This is a genomic window from Erwinia sp. 9145 (genome assembly GCF_000745075.1).
GTDB lineage: Bacteria > Pseudomonadota > Gammaproteobacteria > Enterobacterales > Enterobacteriaceae > Erwinia > Erwinia oleae.
Map to the genome: position 1 here is coordinate 408,803 of NZ_JQNE01000001.1, position 17,128 is coordinate 425,930.

The window sequence follows — 17,128 nt, forward strand, 5'->3', positions numbered from 1 at the left end:
GTTCAGAGTTCTGTGCGCAGACTGCATTTTTATAATCGAGCAGGTTCTCTGCTACCGGCCCGCAAACGCTGGAAGGGGGATTCTGATGAAGGAATGCCGTGAGCTGACCGATATCCTGTCTTTGCGCTCGGGCATCCTCAATAAAGATCTGCGTATATTGCTGGTTAAGCTGGCTCTTGCCATATTCAGCAAATACAAGCACGATCGCAGGAACTAAAAATAATGTGATCAGAAGCCAGAAGCATACCTTTGCATAACCTTTCTTCAATGCCGTTAATTTATCCAAAATAATAAACTCGCTAACTGTCGATAGGGAAGAAGCTGCGTGTATCAGGCAATGTAGAAAAGGATTCCCGGTATAGTGAAAATGGCGTGAGATCCTTCTCTGCATATGTCAGCTCAAGTTGATTTATAAATACCACAACCTGGCTATAAGACAATTTTCAGGCGCCCGGAACAAGCAATAATTAAAGTTTCAGACATTTTTTTATGGCATGCACTTTTTTCATGTTTTCCATCGACAGGATGCTCAGTCGCTGTCAGCGAAAACTGAGTGACAGCATTACCAGCGCATTCCTTTAAAAGGGCTCCACCCCTGCTCGCCTTTTTTCTCTTTCAGGTAATACGCATAGTTAGTCGCAATGCCGTACGCTACATTAAATCCAAACCCCAACCCGGCGTCGAGATACTTTGGCCAGGCTGTCCCTGACAAAGTAAAGGTTATATTCAGGCCAGTACTAATGGCTATGATAAGCACAATTAGCGTTATATTTTTCTTCCAGAGACCGAGAAAAAACAGATAAATCGGCCCAAAGAAGAAGGCAATAAAATTGAAATTGATTTTAACTTTTTGCTTGTAGGGCAGCATTTTTAGCGCAGGTTTGTAGCCCGGTGCGTTGGGCGCACCATGTAAATCAAAGAAATCAAAACGTGCCCGCCATTTAGCACTGTAAGCTTTCTCCGGTTTACCTTTTTCAGTGCTTCTGATCGGCTGATTCATTACGACTCCAACGAGTTATAGGCTGGTTTTATAGTTAACTTGCTGATTTAAAGTATTTTGTGTTTTGTGAAGAGGAAAGTAACCGCACAGATAACGCATATCGCTAAAGCTGGCCACTGCATGGGAATATAAAAAAAATGATGATGCACGCCATCATTATGAATTCTTCGGTTAAGTAACAATCCCACTACGGTATTAATCGCAGAGCCAACGCCCACGCCGATAAGAAACTGCGCCAGTGATGTATTACCGGCTTTGACCGTCGGATCGGGAAATAACCACATTATCAACAGGACCATACAGACTGGCGTTAAAAGCGTCATAATTCCGGCACCACGATAAATCATAAGTAAAGAACCTCTCGCCATAATGTAAAAAATACGTTAATTTTAGCGGGAAGTATGCCGGGTTCGATTTAAAATTCAAGGATAAAACGGATGATAGTCTGGAGCGGAGTGGGTTTTTTCATTGCCGTTTTAATTTGTGCGGCCTACGTTCTTTGTAAATGGCTGTTCGATATAATTTGGGTCGATGGCTATTTTGCCACGCACTTATGGGCAACCGGCGCGACGTTTATCGTGTCCGCTGTGCTGTGCACCGCCTTTGTTTATGCGATCAAACAGGAAAAACTACTGGATTACCTTGCTAAGGTGACTCAAAGCCAACCAATGATTGCGCCCGAAAAAACACATAAGTTCTTTTTGATTCCGGTTCTTTATTGGCCGGTTATTCTGTTTTTGTTTGGTTCCGGAATATGTATTTACGACCTGATGAAGTAACTCTCTCCTGTATTGTGGATATTTAGCGTACTGACGATACGCCAGCGCAACAGGGAAATTAACAGCATGAAGGAGTTCGACGTGAAGTTGAGAAAAACGTTAAATATTATGGGCGCGTTATGCCTGGTGACTACGCTCGGCGGACCGGCTGTTATGGCATCTGCCGCTGAAGTCAAACCAGCGACCACGGCTGAAGCGAAGACCGAAACGCTGACGCTGCTGGACGGTAAGCTGCCTTTTAAATTACAGGGTTACGAAGTCCAGCCGGTTCCGGGCGGTGCGCCAGGCAAAATGTATGTTAACAAGCAGGCCAAACGCGTGCTGATTATTGGCGAAGAGGACGTTCCGTTGGTGGCCCGCGGCATCAGCGAGACTGATTTTCTCGACAGCATGAAAGTCATCAAGGACAAACAAAAGCAGGCCTCGCCGGCTTATCACGTCACCAGCGAAACCACTGAAAATGTTAAGGGTATGCCGGTGTATCACATCGAAGCGACCAGCAATATGGGAGGTAACGATGTACTACAGGCGACGTTACTCGCCACCGCCAACAAGAAATTTACCATCATCCAGGTTATCTCCAATCACAGAGACAAAGCGGGACATCTCGCTGCGGTGAATAATATTCTCGGCAGATAAACTGACGACGCGCCTTTTTACAGCGGCGGATTCGAAAGAGAGCTGCAAAACAGTTCTCTGAGATCACCTGGCGGAACGCATCCGTGCTCTTTAAAGAGTAAGAAAAAACGCCCTACATCAGGTAAACGCCAAATCGCTTGAGTAGTCTCGCCCAAAGTAAAAAGATCACGAGGGTCATCGCACACGATATGGCCAGCGTAGGCCAGAAGCCGATGCGCTGATAGAAAAAAGGAAACAAAATAAACATCGGCAGGGTCGGCACGACGTACCAAAACGTGTACCAGGCATGCGCGGCAATTTTTGCCTGCGGCAGTCCTTCCAGCTTCATCCAGATGAGCACCAGCACCGTTACCAGCGGCAATGCCGCCAGCAAGCCGCCCAGCCTGTCGTTATGTTTTGCCGTCTCGGAAATCAGCACCACCAGCAATGCGGTCAACGCGTACTTAGTAAAGAGCCAAAGCATCTATAACCTCCGGGACGAGCTGATAATCAGTGCAGAAGACGGCTGCGTAACGCCGCCGGCAGTCTCAAGTGATCAGGTGTTTACTGCTCCCTGTTATTGCCGAAAGGCAACATTCTGAGCAGCGTATTATCGCGAAGGAAATAATGATGAAAGAGCGCGGCCACTGTATGCAACCCGATAAGCCAGTAGCCAGCGGGTGCCAGTGTTTCATGCCAGTCAATCAGTGTGGAAGCAAGATCGGGATTGGGTAAACCGGACACAGGCATGCTGACGCCGAACAGTTTCCACTCATTCCCTCGCAGGTAACGCGAGCTGAGGCCCAATACAGGCAACGCGATAAAGAGCGCGTAAATGCAGGTATGGACGAGATGAGAAAGCCCGATCTGCCAGCGTGGGGCCGGTGGCACGATTTCCGGCGTTTTGTGGCGCGTACGCAGGTATAAACGGGTTAGCATGATCAGTAACACACAAGCACCGGCGCTAAAGTGGGTGATGATTATTGCACTTCTCTGCCAGGTACCGCGCTCTGCCAGCCCTCTCAGCTCAATTGTTGAATAGGCAATAATCAGCAGCAAAACCGTTAGCCAGTGAAAAATCATTTGTGACGCCGCATATTTTTTATGCATAACTTAACCTCATAAATAACCTGGGTTTACTTTACCACCTGATTATTTACAGAGCATCAGAGTTTATTTCCACCGTCCGATCGAAAAGCCGGGCAGAGGCGTGACAACGTCAGATGCGGCAGGAAGAAATGCGAATGCGTTCACTCCATACGCGGCGCCTGCACCACCGTATAGGTCGTCAGGTGATGACCTTTGCTGTCCGTACTGTACGCCACGTCGGTGGCGACAATTTCAGGGCTGCGCACTTCAATCAGATCTGCCAGCTCACGGAGCTTCTCGGCCAGGCAGCCGGGCACGGCGGAGATGTAAGGGGGTGGAGTTGCTCTGGCCATCGCTTTCTTCTCTCGTAACAGGGGGATTTCTACTGTTATCGGTAAAAGTCGCTAATAGCTGAGCACTGCTTCGGTAAAAGTCCGGTTGATGCCGTCGCCATGCGAACAGCAAACTCTGGCCTGACCCACGTCAGGCCAGTTCGTCCTGCTTTTTGCGGCGTTACTTCGCCAGCTTATCCTGCGTTTTAAGATCGAAATCGGCGGCGTCATGACGTTCGTGTAGCTGCTCTGAGGGTTCGCCAAAGGTGCGATTCACTATACGTCCGCGCTGCACGGCTGGCCGCATCGCAATCTCTTCCGCCCAGCGGTTGACGTGCTGATAGGAACCTGCATCCAGAAACTCTGCGGCGTTGTAAACCTGCCCGCGAACCAGCGCGCCGTACCACGGCCAGATAGCAATATCGGCAATGGTGTATTCATTACCTGCGATATAGCGATGCTGCGCCAGTTGGCGATCCAGTACGTCAAGCTGGCGTTTGGCTTCCATGGTGAAACGGTCGATGGCGTATTCAATTTTCTCCGGCGCGTAGCTATAAAAGTGGCCGAAACCACCGCCGAGGTAAGGTGCGGAGCCTTGCAGCCAGAACAGCCAGTTCAGCGTTTCGGTGCGGCCTGCGGCGTCTTTTGGCAGGAAATGCCCGAACTTCTCGGCCAGATAGAGCAAAATAGCGCCAGATTCAAACACGCGCGTTGGCGGAGTCGTCGAAACGTCCAGCAGCGCAGGAATTTTTGAATTCGGATTCACCTCAACAAAACCCGATCCAAACTGGTCGCCTTCGCCGATGCGGATCAGATACGCGTCATATTCTGCATCATTAACGTTCAGCGCCAACAGCTCTTCCAGCAGAATCGTCACCTTCTGACCGTTCGGCGTGCCCATTGAGTAGAGCTGGAGCGGATGCTTGCCCTGCGGCAGCGTGACCTCGCTGCGTGGCCCTGCGGTAGGGCGGTTAATGCTGCCCCAGGTGCCGCCGGTGCCTTTCTTTTCTGTCCAGACTTTGGCTGGCTGATAGTCATTGTTGCTCATAACCAAAAGTGTCCTTATCGTTAGGTGAGTGGCTAACCATAGCGTTCTTCGCTGGAAAAAACCAAACCAGAGGGGGCAGGTATAGCATTACCTCTGGCCTGACGTTTGTCCTGAACGAGCACTTGAGGAGAAAATTGATGGATGAAAAGCACGCTGATGCAGGCCTGATCGAAACCAGCGATGGCCGGATTTGCTGCTACTGGCAGCCTGCCATGCCGGACTATCATGATAACGAGTGGGGCAGGCCGGTGGTTGACGATCGCCGCCTGTTTGAAAAGGTCTGTCTGGAAGGTTTTCACTCCGGCATGTCGTGGCAGCTTATCTATAACAAACGCGAAAATTTTCGGCGGGCCTTTGCGGATTTCGATTTTCACATCGTGGCGACGTTTACCGATGAGGACGTGGCCCGTCTGCTAAACGATAAAAGCATTGTGCGTAACCGCGCCAAGATCCTGTCGACCATTAATAATGCGCAGCGGGCTATTGAACTGGTGGATGAAGCGGGTTCGCTTGCCGCCTGGTTCTGGCAGTTTGAACCTGCGCCGGAAGATCGCCCGGCGCGCATCGATCCCCACTACTGGCGCATCACGAAAACCTCACCGGAGGCGATCCGTATGTCGAAGGCGCTGAAAAAGCGCGGCTGGACGTGGGTCGGGCCGGTCACTACATTTTCATTAATGCAGGCGCTTGGGCTGATCAACGATCATCTTGAAGGCTGCCAGTGTCGCGACAAATTTGAGAAGGCGCGGCAGGCGCTGACGCGGCCTGTTGGTCTTTGAAGCGGAAGCCGCCACGCAAAAAATTTTAAAATTACCGGGCAACTTGCAGCGTGCTGCGGCACGTTTGCCATTTCTGCGCTTTACGCCGCGTTCCGCATTGTTTATCACCGCCGGATCGGTGAAAATGCCGGCCATTGATGATTAATTACCTGTGATTTCTGCCGTCAGGCAGACACAGCACCGGACCAGAAGAACTGTCATGTCAAATGCACCCTTTATGCAAGAGGTCGCGCGCCGCCGCACTTTTGCCATTATTTCTCACCCGGACGCCGGTAAAACCACCATTACCGAAAAAGTGCTGCTGTTCGGGCAGGCCATTCAAACTGCCGGAACGGTAAAAGGCCGCGGCAACGCGCAGCATGCCAAATCAGACTGGATGGAAATGGAGAAGCAGCGCGGCATCTCTATTACCACCTCGGTGATGCAGTTTCCCTACCGCGAGTGCCTGGTCAACCTGCTGGATACGCCCGGCCACGAAGACTTCTCGGAAGATACCTATCGTACGCTGACCGCCGTGGACTGCTGTCTGATGGTGATTGATGCGGCGAAAGGCGTTGAGGATCGTACCCGTAAGCTGATGGAAGTGACGCGTCTGCGCGATACGCCGATCCTGACCTTTATGAACAAGCTGGATCGCGATATACGCGATCCGATGGAAGTGCTGGATGAAGTCGAAAGCGAACTGAAGATCGCCTGCTCGCCCATCACCTGGCCCATCGGCTGCGGCAAGCTGTTTAAAGGCGTCTATCACCTCTATAAAAATGAGACCTATCTTTACCAGTCGGGCAAAGGCCACACCATTCAGGAGGTTCGCGTGGTGAAAGGGCTGGATAACCCGGATCTGGACGACGCCATCGGCGACGAACTGGCGGCCCAACTGCGGGAAGAGCTGGAACTGGTGCAGGGCGCGTCTCATGAATTCGACAAAGAGGCGTTTCTTGCCGGTCAGCTTACGCCGGTGTTCTTCGGCACCGCGCTGGGTAACTTCGGTGTGGATCACATGTTGGATGGCCTGGTGGACTGGGCGCCCTCACCGATGCCGCGCAAAACCGATCTCCGTACGGTCACCGCCAGCGATGAAAAATTCACCGGCTTTGTCTTTAAGATCCAGGCCAACATGGATCCGAAACACCGCGACCGCGTTGCCTTTATGCGCGTGGTATCCGGTAAATATGAGAAGGGCATGAAGCTGCGTCAGGTGCGCCTTGGCAAAGACGTGGTGATTGCCGATGCGCTCACCTTCATGGCCGGCGACCGTTCGCACGTGGAAGAAGCCTGGGCGGGCGACATTATTGGCCTGCACAACCACGGCACCATCCAGATTGGCGACACCTTTACTCAGGGCGAAAATATGAAGTTCACGGGTATTCCGAACTTCGCGCCGGAACTTTTCCGCCGCATTCGCCTGCGCGATCCGCTGAAGCAGAAACAGCTGCTTAAAGGGCTGGTCCAGCTCTCGGAAGAGGGCGCGGTACAGGTGTTCCGCCCGGTGCACAATAACGATCTGATCGTTGGCGCCGTGGGTGTGCTTCAGTTTGACGTGGTTGTGGCGCGACTCAAAAGCGAATACAACGTTGAAGCGATTTATGAAGCGATTAACGTTGCCACCGCACGCTGGGTTGAATGCAGCGATGCAAAAAAATTCGAGGATTTTCAGCGGAAAAACGAAGTCAACCTGGCGCTGGACGGCGGCGATAACCTGACCTACATTGCGCCGACCATGGTGAACCTCAATATCACCCAGGAACGTTACCCGGACGTCATCTTCCGCAAAACGCGCGAGCACTAAGCCCCACTTCTCCTGACAAAAGCGATGCCGGGCGCATCGCTTTTTTTATCCGATGACCGCCCCTCAGGTCACTGAAATCTCTCCAGACTCATCTTAAAAAAAACCTTTTTGTGTATTAATCCATCATATCAATCGCAAGCAGCGGTGAAATTCTGATTACCGTCTATATTTACTTCTACAGGACGCAAAATATGCGGCGCGGTAGCTGCAACGTCTTACTACTCCAGCCACGTCGTTTGTGGTTGAAAGCCTGTAATTGCAGGTGCATGTACAAATAAGGAAGAAATCGATGAACAAGACTAAGATTGCTAAAACTCTGATGGCTGTACTGGTGGGTTCTGCGCTTGTTGGTGGTTCTGCAATGGCAGAAGACATGTCAACCAAGGCACAAAACACGGCCGACAGCGCGAGTTCGAAAGTCGATAGTTCTATGAAAAAAGTCGGTGGGTATATGGATGACAGCGGCGTCACTGCCAAGGTCAAAGCGGCCCTGGTTGACGACGACATGATTAAAAGTACGGATATCTCGGTGAAAACCCACAATGGCGTTGTTGAGCTGAGTGGTTTTGTTCCGTCGCAGGATCAGGCAGAACGTGCTGTTGCAGCGGCGAAAAAAGTCGAAGGTGTGAAATCCGTCAGCGATAAACTACACGCAAAAGACAGCACAAAATCAAGCGTTAGCGGCTACGCGGGTGATGCAGCAACAACCAGCGAAATTAAAGCTAAACTGTTAGCGGACGATATCGTGCCATCGCGTAATGTGAAGGTAGAAACCACTAATGGCGTGGTGCAGCTTTCAGGTGAAGTGAAAAGTCAGGCGCAGTCCGAGCGCGCTGAAGGCATCGCTAAAGCAATTGAAGGCGTTAAAAGCGTTAAAAACGATCTGACCGTGAAATCGTAACGGGCATTCAGGCCGCTGTGCAAACAGCGGCCGGGCAAGGAAGTTCAGTAACACAATAACCAGCTATGCCGTAAAGCGGCAGGTTTTAATAACAGAAGCAGTTCATTTTCAAAATAGGGTAAGGAGAGGCTTATGTTTCGTTGGGGCATTATATTTCTGGTTATCGCATTGATTGCGGCGGCGTTAGGTTTTGGTGGTCTGGCTGGTACAGCCGCGTGGGCAGCCAAGATTGTTTTCGTTGTAGGTATCATTATCTTCCTGATCAGCCTGTTTACCGGCCGCAAGAAGCTATAACCTGCAACTCGCAGTATGCTTTAATGAAGACCAGCCCAGGCTGGTCTTCTTTGTTTCTGGGCTGGCTCACAGCGGTACTGGCTCACAGCGGTAAAGGAACGCTGGTATGACACCTTCATTTGTGGATACCCACTGTCATTTTGATTTTGCCCCTTTCTGCGGCGACGAGGCGAACAGTCTGCGGCTGGCGGCTGACGCAGGCGTGGAAAAAATCATCGCCGTGGGCGTCTCTGCCGACCGTTTCGCGGGTGTGATGGCGCTGGCGGAACGCTATCTGCCGGTTTATGCCTCACTGGGCATCCATCCGATGGCCATTGCGGCGTATCACGAATCGCATCTGACGCAGCTGGAAGGGTGGCTCAAAAAGCAGCCTGAAAAACTGGTCGCAATAGGTGAAATCGGGCTGGATCTGTATATTGATAACCCTCAGTTTGAACGTCAGCAGGCGTTGCTGGACGATCAGTTGCGGTTAGCAAAAAAATACGATTTACCGGTTATCCTGCACTCGCGACGCGCTCACGATAAGCTGGCGATGCATTTGCGAAAGCACGATTTGCCGCGCCGTGGCGTGGTACACGGCTTTGCCGGCAGCGAGCAGCAGGCGCTGGCTTTCATTCGCGCCGGCTATGCGATTGGCGTTGGCGGCACCCTGACTTACCCACGGGCGACGAAAACCCGCAACACGCTGGCACGTCTTCCGCTTACCTCTCTGCTGCTGGAAACCGACTCGCCGGATATGCCGTTACAGGGGTTTCAGGGGCAGCCAAATCGCCCGGAGCGCATTAAAAATGTCTGGCGCAGCCTGTGTGACATTCGTGATGAGTCACCCCAGGAGATCGCCGAAACCCTTCGGGACAATACCCGCCGCCTGTTTCACCTTTAACCGTTCCCGCTGGTTTAAATGTTACAATTATAACATTTTCTGTTTGGTGTATTCTCAGGCTTCTCTTTTATTGACGTTCATTGAGTGTGAATGTAATCACTAAATTCCCGCAGCTTTGCATGTTATAATTTTAACATTGAGTGCTTACATTCCTGGAGAAAAAAATGACTGATGCAACCCAAGCCGCCGTTCGCGCGCTGAAACTGATGGATCTGACTACGCTGAACGATGACGATACCGCCGAAAAAGTGATTGCGCTGTGCCATCAGGCCAAATCGCCTGCGGGCAATACCGCAGCCATATGTATCTATCCGCGCTTCATCCCTGTCGCCCGCAAGGCGCTGCGCGAGCAGGGTACGCCGGATATCCGCATTGCTACCGTCACCAACTTCCCGCACGGCAACGATGATATTGAGATTGCGCTGGCTGAAACGCATGCGGCCATCGCCTATGGCGCCGATGAAGTTGACGTGGTTTTTCCCTATCGCGCTCTGATGGCGGGCAACGAGGAGATCGGTTACGAACTGGTCGGCGCCTGTAAAGAAGCCTGCGCCGACGCCGACGTGCTGCTGAAAGTGATCATCGAAACCGGCGAACTGAAAGAGGCCGCGCTGATCCGTAAAGCGTCTGAAATCGCGATTGATGCAGGCGCCGATTTTATTAAAACATCCACCGGGAAAGTGCCGGTAAACGCCACGCCGGAGGTGGCTGAAATCATGCTGCGCGTTATCGCGGACAAAGGCGTGAAGCAGACCGTTGGCTTTAAACCTGCCGGAGGCGTGCGCACCGCCGAAGACGCGGCCCTCTATCTGCAACTGGCCGATGAGATTCTGGGCAGCGACTGGGTCAGCCCGCGTCATTTCCGCTTTGGCGCCTCAAGCCTGCTCTCCAGCCTGTTGAATGCGGCGGGCCACGCCAGTGCTGAAAGTAAATCTGCTTATTAGTCCCGGGGGACACCGTGTTTCTGGCACAAGAAATTATTCGAAAAAAACGTGATGGTCAGGCGCTGAGTGAAGAAGAAATTCGCTTCTTTATTAACGGCGTGCGTGATAACGCCGTTTCCGAAGGGCAAATCGCCGCGCTGGCGATGACTATCTGGTTTCACGATATGACGCTGACAGAACGCGTGGCGCTGACCATGGCTATGCGCGATTCCGGTTCAGTACTCAACTGGCAGGCGCTGGATCTTAACGGCCCGGTAGTGGATAAGCACTCTACCGGCGGCGTCGGCGACGTGACATCGCTGATGTTGGGGCCGATGGTGGCGGCCTGCGGCGGTTTTGTCCCGATGATCTCCGGGCGTGGGCTTGGTCATACCGGCGGTACGCTGGATAAGCTGGAGGCGATCCCCGGCTTTGATATCTTCCCTGACGACGAGGCGTTTCGTCAGATCATTAAAAACGTGGGCGTGGCGATTATCGGCCAGACCAACTCGCTGGCACCGGCGGACAAACGTTTTTACGCCACGCGCGATATTACCGCCACGGTGGACTCTATTCCGCTGATCACCGCCTCGATCCTCGCTAAAAAACTGGCCGAAGGGCTGGATGCGCTGGTCATGGACGTCAAAGTGGGCACCGGCGCCTTTATGCCGAATTTCGAGCAGTCAGCGCTGCTGGCGCAGGCGATCGTGGGCGTGGCGAACGGCGCAGGCTGTAAGACTACCGCGCTGCTAACCGATATGAATCAGGTGCTGGCTTCCACCGCCGGGAACGCGCTGGAAGTTCGCGAGGCGGTGCGCTTTCTTACCGGCGATTACCGCAATCCGCGCCTGCTGGAAGTCACGCTGGCGCTCTCTGCCGAGATGCTGATTTCCGGCGGTCTGGCCGCCACGCAGCAAGAAGCGACCGGCAAACTCCAGGCCGTGCTGGACAACGGCCGTGCGGCAGAGGTGTTTGCGCAGATGGTCGCCGCGCAGAAAGGCCCGACGGATTTTGTCGGGAAGGTGGACAGCTACCTTCCGGCGGCGATGCTGAGCAAAGCGGTTTACGCCGAGGCGCCCGGCGTGGTCAGCGCGATGGATACGCGCGCGCTGGGGATGGCGGTGGTGGCATTGGGCGGCGGACGCCGTCGCGCCAGCGACGCCATCGATTACAGCGTTGGCCTGAGCGACATGGTGCAGATCGGCGATGTTGTCGATGCGCAGCGGCCGCTGGCCGTGATCCATGCGGCCAGCGAGTCCGGCTGGCAGCAGGCCGCGCAGGCGGTGAGGCAGGCGGTGACGCTGAGTGAAACGGCGCCGGAGAAAACACCGGTTATCTATCGCAGAATTGCCGGATAAAGAGCATACTGTTCTGATCGATAAAATTTATGCTCATCGCGTGATACGCGCAGGAGAGGATGATGAAACGTGTATTTATTATGGTGCTGGATTCTTTCGGCATCGGCTCCAGTAAAGATGCTCACACCTTCGACGATGAAGGTTCCGATACGCTGGGTCATATTGCTGAAGCGTGTTTCAATGGCGAAGCGGATAAAGGCCGGAAAGGGCCGCTGCATCTGCCGAACCTGACCGCGCTGGGGCTGGGCAAAGCCGCAGAAGCATCAACCGGACGCTTCCCATTGGGTCTGGATAAAGACGCTGAGATTATTGGCGCTTATGCCTACGCCAGTGAGCTTTCCTCCGGCAAAGATACGCCGTCGGGCCACTGGGAAATCGCCGGCGTGCCGGTGCTGTTTGACTGGGGCTACTTCTCCGATAAAGAGAACAGCTTTCCGCAGGCGCTGCTGGATGAGCTGGTGGAAAAAGCGGACCTGCCTGGCTACCTTGGCAACTGCCACTCTTCCGGCACGGTGATCCTCGACCAGCTTGGCGAAGAGCACATGAAAACCGGCAAGCCGATTTTCTACACCTCTGCCGACTCGGTATTCCAGATTGCCTGCCACGAAGAGACATTTGGCCTGGATCGTCTGTACGCGCTGTGCGAAATCGCCCGCGAAGCCCTGACTGAAGGCGGTTACAATATTGGCCGCGTGATTGCCCGTCCGTTTGTGGGCGATAAAGCCGGTAATTTTGAGCGCACCGGCAACCGCCACGATCTGGCCGTTGAGCCGCCTTCGCCCACCATCCTGAAAAAGCTGGTGGAAGAGAAGAACGGGCAGGTTATTTCCGTCGGGAAAATCGCCGATATTTATGCGCACGTCGGTATCACTAAAAAGGTAAAGGCAACCGGGCTGGACGCGTTATTTGACGCGACGATCGAAGAGATGAAGATCGCGCCGGACAGCAGCATCGTGTTCACCAACTTCGTCGATTTCGACTCAACCTGGGGACATCGTCGCGACGTGGCCGGCTATGCGGGCGGCCTGGAGCTGTTCGATCGTCGTCTGCCGGAACTGATGAAGCTGGTAAAAGAGGGCGATATTCTGATCCTCACCGCCGATCACGGCTGCGATCCTACCTGGAAAGGCACCGAACATACGCGCGAACATATTCCTGTGCTGATTTATGGCCCTGACGTGAAGCCCGGCTCGCTTGGCTATCGCGATACCTTCGCCGATATCGGTCAGACCGTGGCGGCTTATTTCGGCCTCTCCGACATGGAATACGGCAAAAGCATGCTGTAAAACGTAATCCGCCGACGTGATGGCGTCGGCACACATTTAATAAGGACAAAAGATGGCTACGCCTCATATTAATGCGGAAATGGGTGATTTTGCTGACGTGGTGCTGATGCCGGGCGATCCTCTGCGTGCAAAACATATTGCGGAAACCTTTTTGCAGGACGCGGTTGAAGTGAACAACGTGCGCGGCATGTTGGGCTATACCGGCACCTATAAAGGTCGCAAAATTTCAGTAATGGGTCACGGTATGGGCATTCCTTCCTGCTCAATCTACGCCAAAGAGCTGATCACCGAATTCGGCGTGAAGAAAATCATTCGTGTGGGTTCGTGCGGCGCGGTACGTGCCGACGTCAAGCTGCGTGACGTGGTGATTGGCATGGGCGCCTCAACGGATTCAAAAGTAAACCGTATGCGCTTTAAGGATCACGATTTTGCCGCCATCGCCGATTACGACATGGTGCGCAACGCGGCAGACGCGGCGAAAGCGCTGGGCGTGAACGCGCGCGTTGGCAACATCTTCTCTGCTGACCTGTTCTACACGCCCGATCCGCAGATGTTTGATGTTATGGAAAAATACGGCATTCTTGGCGTGGAGATGGAAGCGGCGGGAATCTACGGCGTCGCCGCTGAGTTTGGCGCGAAGGCGCTGGCGATTTGCACCGTTTCCGACCACATCCGTACCCATGAGCAGACCACTGCGGCAGAGCGGCAGACCACCTTCAGCGAAATGGTGCACATCGCGCTGGAGTCCGTGCTGCTGGGCGACAAAGAGTAACGTTCAGAAACATAGCGAGCCGGGGAAACCCGGCTTTTTTTATGTGCTTTATCTGTTCACCAGGCTGCTTGCGGCACATTCTGTCGCCGCAGATTGCGCGCATGGCCTGACGCTCAGGGCTTCTCAGACGGCACGCCTGATTGACGCTCTTCCTCGCTGTCTTCCTTAACCGGGTTGTTGGCGGTTAACAGAAACGGCGACTGCTGCCAGCGCGTGCGGCGATGGCGCAGCAGCGTGCGGCTCAGAATAATGCCGACAGCCAGCGCCAGCAGCATCATCAGGCGCAGAATATTGGTGGTGTTATCCACCTGGCGAGACTCGGTGACCAGCACGTGCGTATCGAGCGTCACGCGCAGAAAACCGTGCGGCCCTTCGGCGCTCTCCAGCGGCTGGACAATCTGATGATTAAAATAGCTGCCGGCGCGCTGTCCATCCAGTGCCAGCCGATCGCGCACGCTGATGGTTTCGCCGCTGTGCGCCAGCAGCGTGCCGTCGTTATCGTAGATTGAGGCGTCAAGAATGCGGCTGTCTTTCGTCAACTGTGCGAGCGTGGCTTCTATCTGCGTATGATTATCATCGCTGTTTTCCATCAGCGGCGTCAGGCTCCACGCCACCTGACGCGTCAGCGTACGCGCAAGCTCTTCAACCTGACCGGAACGCGCCATCTGATGACCGAGGCTGAACCACGAGGCGCCCTGCATCAGCACCACCAGCAGCGCAAGGCAGATCAACACGATTGCCGTGCGGTGCAGTTGAAATTTAAGTTTGGCCTTTGGCATGGTAATTCTTCACGCTTTGAACGACGAACCGTCGTTCCTCTTTGCGCTTTATGTTGCCAGAAGCAGGGCTGTCAGGGTAGCCTCTTGCGTGGTTAAAATGTCTCTACAGGAACTGTAATGCCAAATAGTCTGACCTGGTGCGACCTGCCTTCAGAACTCTCTCTCTGGCCGGGGTTACCTCTCTCTCTCAGCGGCGATGAAGTGATGCCGCTGGACTACCGCGCCGGCCGCACCGGCTGGCTTTTGTACGGACGTCAGCTGGACAAAGACGTGCTCACCCGGCTTCAACATCGTTTAGGGGCGGCGATGGTTATCGTCAGCGCCTGGCGCGTTGAGGATTATCAGGTCGTTCGCCTGGCCGGATCGCTCACGCCGCAGGCGACAACGCTGGCGCACGAGGCCGGGCTGGACGTGGCGCCGCTCGGCAAAATTCCGCACCTGAAAACGCCGGGCCTGCTGGTGATGGACATGGATTCCACCGCCATTCAGGTGGAGTGTATTGATGAGATCGCCAGGCTGGCGGGCTGCGGCGAACAGGTGGCTGAAGTGACGGAACGCGCGATGCGCGGCGAGCTCGACTTTACCGCCAGCCTGCGCCAGCGCGTGGCCACGCTTGCCGGGGCCGATGCGTCTCTTCTTGACCGCGTGCGTGATGAGCTGCCGCTGATGCCGGGCCTGCAAACGCTGGTGCAAAAACTTCAGTCGCTCGGCTGGCACGTGGCCATCGCCTCCGGCGGTTTCACCTTCTTTGCTGACTATTTGCGCGATACGCTGCACCTCTCCGCCGTGGTTGCTAACGTGCTGGAGGTGCGTGACGGCAAACTGACCGGTGAAGTATCGGGCGACATCGTTGACGCGCAATACAAAGCCGATACGCTTGCAAAGCTGGCGGCGCATTTTGAGATTGCACCAGAACAGACCGTGGCGATTGGCGACGGCGCCAACGATTTACTGATGATTAAGGCGTCCGCGCTGGGCATTGCCTATCACGCCAAGCCCACGGTAAATGAAAAAACCGAAGTGAGTATTCGCCATGCGGATCTGATGGGCGTGTTCTGCATTCTCAGCGGCAGCCTGATCTTCGACGAACGATAGGGGAACGAATTGGCGAAAGCGGCAAAACGCGCGTTTGTATGTAACGAGTGCGGCGCAGACTATCCGCGCTGGCAGGGGCAGTGCAGCGCCTGCCACGCCTGGAACAGCATAACCGAGGTGCGCCTGGCGGCGTCGCCCACCGTGGCGCGCAACGAACGCCTCAGCGGCTACGCGGGCAGCGCCGGCGTCAGCCGCGTGCAGAAGCTCTCGGAAATCAGCCTGGAAGCGCTGCCGCGCTTCAGCACCGGTTTTAAAGAGTTTGACCGCGTGCTGGGCGGCGGCGTGGTGCCGGGCAGTGCAATCCTGATCGGCGGAAACCCTGGCGCGGGTAAAAGTACGCTGCTGCTGCAAACCCTTTGCCGTCTCTCGGCCGAAATGAAAACGCTCTACGTGACCGGCGAAGAGTCGCTTCAGCAGGTCGCAATGCGTGCGCATCGCCTCGGTCTGCCTGCGGATAACATCAATATGCTGTCGGAAACCAGCATCGAACAGATCTGCCTGATCGCCGAGCAGGAGCAGCCGAAGCTGATGGTGATCGACTCGATCCAGGTCATGCATATGGCGGATATCCAGTCCTCACCGGGCAGCGTGGCGCAGGTGCGTGAAACGGCCGCTTACCTGACCCGCTTTGCCAAAACGCGCGGCGTGGCGATCGTGATGGTGGGGCACGTCACAAAAGACGGCTCGCTGGCCGGGCCAAAGGTACTGGAGCACTGCATCGACTGCTCAGTACTGCTCGACGGCGACGCCGACTCGCGCTTTCGCACGCTGCGCAGCCATAAGAACCGCTTCGGCGCGGTCAATGAGCTGGGCGTCTTCGCCATGACCGAGCAGGGGCTGCGCGAAGTCAGCAACCCGTCAGCGATCTTCCTGAGCCGTGGCGATGAAGTCACCTCTGGCAGCTCGGTGATGGTGCTGTGGGAAGGCACGCGTCCGCTGCTGGTGGAGATTCAGGCGCTGGTCGATCACTCGATGATGGGCAATCCGCGCCGCGTGGCGGTGGGACTGGAGCAGAATCGCCTGGCGATCCTGCTGGCGGTGCTGCATCGTCACGGCGGGTTGCAGATGGCCGATCAGGATGTGTTTGTCAACGTGGTTGGCGGCGTTCGGGTCACCGAAACCAGCGCCGACCTGGCATTAATGCTGTCGATGGTCTCCAGCCTGCGCGATCGTCCTTTGCCGCAGGATCTGGTGGTCTTCGGCGAAGTAGGTCTGGCCGGTGAAATCCGCCCGGTGCCCAGCGGTCAGGAGCGTATTTCCGAAGCGGCGAAGCACGGCTTTGGCCGCGCCATCGTGCCCATCGCCAACGTGCCGAAAAAACCGCCGGAAAACATGAAGGTCTACGGTGTGAAAAAGCTGGCCGATGCGCTGGCGATCCTTGATGAACTTTAGCAGCGGCAGCG

Annotated in this window: 21 protein-coding genes; 14 read left to right on the forward strand and 7 right to left on the reverse strand. The window is 54.7% G+C overall.

Going from position 1 to position 17,128, the window contains the following annotated elements:
• The first annotated feature begins 85 nt into the window (after positions 1-85).
• Positions 86-217, forward strand: coding sequence for a hypothetical protein (locus tag FA91_RS21420; RefSeq protein WP_255350077.1), 132 nt, complete (start codon positions 86-88; stop codon positions 215-217).
• Positions 218-562: 345 nt separating this feature from the next.
• On the opposite strand, the gene FA91_RS02090 is transcribed toward FA91_RS21420, so the two are convergent.
• Entirely contained in the window at positions 563-1,000 is a 438-nt protein-coding gene (locus FA91_RS02090; RefSeq protein WP_034912098.1) for a DUF2628 domain-containing protein, read from the reverse strand.
• A 47-nt stretch (positions 1,001-1,047) separates the two neighbouring features.
• The gene (locus tag FA91_RS02095) at positions 1,048-1,347 is read right to left on the reverse strand and encodes a membrane protein (protein ID WP_034912099.1); all 300 of its coding nucleotides are present in this window, start codon (positions 1,345-1,347) and stop codon (positions 1,048-1,050) included.
• A 90-nt stretch (positions 1,348-1,437) separates the two neighbouring features.
• Here FA91_RS02095 and FA91_RS02100 point away from each other — a divergent pair, with 90 nt between their 5' ends.
• Both FA91_RS02100 and FA91_RS02105 read left to right on the forward strand, forming a co-directional pair.
• Positions 1,438-1,779, forward strand: coding sequence for a hypothetical protein (locus FA91_RS02100; RefSeq protein WP_034912103.1), 342 nt, complete (start codon positions 1,438-1,440; stop codon positions 1,777-1,779).
• An 81-nt stretch (positions 1,780-1,860) separates the two neighbouring features.
• Complete coding sequence (locus FA91_RS02105; RefSeq protein ID WP_231566743.1) at positions 1,861-2,418, forward strand: hypothetical protein; 558 nt, start codon at positions 1,861-1,863, stop codon at positions 2,416-2,418.
• 112 nt (positions 2,419-2,530) lie between these two features.
• Here the strand turns inward: FA91_RS02105 and FA91_RS02110 are convergent, their stop codons facing one another.
• The 4 genes from FA91_RS02110 to yghU form a co-directional block, all read right to left on the reverse strand.
• Positions 2,531-2,881 carry a DUF3147 family protein gene (locus tag FA91_RS02110; RefSeq protein ID WP_034912108.1) on the reverse strand — a complete coding sequence of 117 codons (351 nt, stop codon included), beginning with the start codon at positions 2,879-2,881 and terminating at the stop codon, positions 2,531-2,533.
• A gap of 80 nt (positions 2,882-2,961) precedes the next feature.
• Positions 2,962-3,507: a cytochrome b561 gene (gene cybB / locus FA91_RS02115; protein ID WP_034912111.1), complete on the reverse strand. Its 546-nt coding sequence runs from the start codon at positions 3,505-3,507 to the stop codon at positions 2,962-2,964.
• 140 nt (positions 3,508-3,647) lie between these two features.
• Positions 3,648-3,839, reverse strand: coding sequence for a hypothetical protein (locus tag FA91_RS02120; protein WP_034912113.1), 192 nt, complete (start codon positions 3,837-3,839; stop codon positions 3,648-3,650).
• 160 nt (positions 3,840-3,999) lie between these two features.
• Positions 4,000-4,866: a glutathione-dependent disulfide-bond oxidoreductase gene (gene yghU, locus FA91_RS02125; RefSeq protein WP_034912115.1), complete on the reverse strand. Its 867-nt coding sequence runs from the start codon at positions 4,864-4,866 to the stop codon at positions 4,000-4,002.
• A 137-nt stretch (positions 4,867-5,003) separates the two neighbouring features.
• Here yghU and FA91_RS02130 point away from each other — a divergent pair, with 137 nt between their 5' ends.
• The 9 genes from FA91_RS02130 (at position 5,004) to deoD (ending at position 13,851) form a co-directional block, all read left to right on the forward strand.
• Entirely contained in the window at positions 5,004-5,645 is a 642-nt protein-coding gene (locus FA91_RS02130) for a DNA-3-methyladenine glycosylase I (RefSeq protein ID WP_034912117.1), read from the forward strand.
• Between the two features lie 199 nt (positions 5,646-5,844).
• On the forward strand, positions 5,845-7,434 hold the full coding sequence (prfC, locus tag FA91_RS02135; RefSeq protein WP_034912118.1) for a peptide chain release factor 3: 1,590 nt from the start codon (positions 5,845-5,847) through the stop codon (positions 7,432-7,434).
• A gap of 289 nt (positions 7,435-7,723) precedes the next feature.
• A complete protein-coding gene (osmY, locus tag FA91_RS02140) occupies positions 7,724-8,335 on the forward strand; it encodes a molecular chaperone OsmY (RefSeq protein ID WP_034912119.1) in 612 nt (203 codons plus the stop codon).
• Positions 8,336-8,467: 132 nt separating this feature from the next.
• Positions 8,468-8,629: a DUF1328 domain-containing protein gene (locus tag FA91_RS20295; protein ID WP_071995405.1), complete on the forward strand. Its 162-nt coding sequence runs from the start codon at positions 8,468-8,470 to the stop codon at positions 8,627-8,629.
• Positions 8,630-8,735: 106 nt separating this feature from the next.
• Positions 8,736-9,512 carry a TatD family hydrolase gene (locus FA91_RS02145; RefSeq protein ID WP_034912120.1) on the forward strand — a complete coding sequence of 259 codons (777 nt, stop codon included), beginning with the start codon at positions 8,736-8,738 and terminating at the stop codon, positions 9,510-9,512.
• A gap of 164 nt (positions 9,513-9,676) precedes the next feature.
• Positions 9,677-10,456 carry a deoxyribose-phosphate aldolase gene (deoC, locus tag FA91_RS02150; protein ID WP_034912121.1) on the forward strand — a complete coding sequence of 260 codons (780 nt, stop codon included), beginning with the start codon at positions 9,677-9,679 and terminating at the stop codon, positions 10,454-10,456.
• Between the two features lie 14 nt (positions 10,457-10,470).
• Positions 10,471-11,793: a thymidine phosphorylase gene (deoA, locus tag FA91_RS02155; protein WP_034912122.1), complete on the forward strand. Its 1,323-nt coding sequence runs from the start codon at positions 10,471-10,473 to the stop codon at positions 11,791-11,793.
• A gap of 62 nt (positions 11,794-11,855) precedes the next feature.
• Positions 11,856-13,079 (forward strand): phosphopentomutase, encoded by a 1,224-nt coding sequence (deoB, locus tag FA91_RS02160; RefSeq protein WP_034912123.1) that lies wholly within the window; start codon positions 11,856-11,858, stop codon positions 13,077-13,079.
• Between the two features lie 52 nt (positions 13,080-13,131).
• Positions 13,132-13,851: a purine-nucleoside phosphorylase gene (gene deoD, locus FA91_RS02165; RefSeq protein WP_034912126.1), complete on the forward strand. Its 720-nt coding sequence runs from the start codon at positions 13,132-13,134 to the stop codon at positions 13,849-13,851.
• 113 nt (positions 13,852-13,964) lie between these two features.
• Here deoD and FA91_RS02170 read toward each other — a convergent pair whose 3' ends face one another.
• Entirely contained in the window at positions 13,965-14,630 is a 666-nt protein-coding gene (locus tag FA91_RS02170; protein WP_034912127.1) for a YtjB family periplasmic protein, read from the reverse strand.
• 117 nt (positions 14,631-14,747) lie between these two features.
• Between FA91_RS02170 and serB the strand changes: the two genes are divergently transcribed.
• Positions 14,748-15,725, forward strand: coding sequence for a phosphoserine phosphatase (gene serB, locus FA91_RS02175; protein ID WP_034912128.1), 978 nt, complete (start codon positions 14,748-14,750; stop codon positions 15,723-15,725).
• A 9-nt stretch (positions 15,726-15,734) separates the two neighbouring features.
• Positions 15,735-17,117, forward strand: a complete 1,383-nt coding sequence (radA, locus tag FA91_RS02180) for a DNA repair protein RadA (RefSeq protein WP_034912129.1) — start codon at positions 15,735-15,737, stop codon at positions 17,115-17,117.
• Positions 17,118-17,128 lie beyond the last annotated feature (11 nt).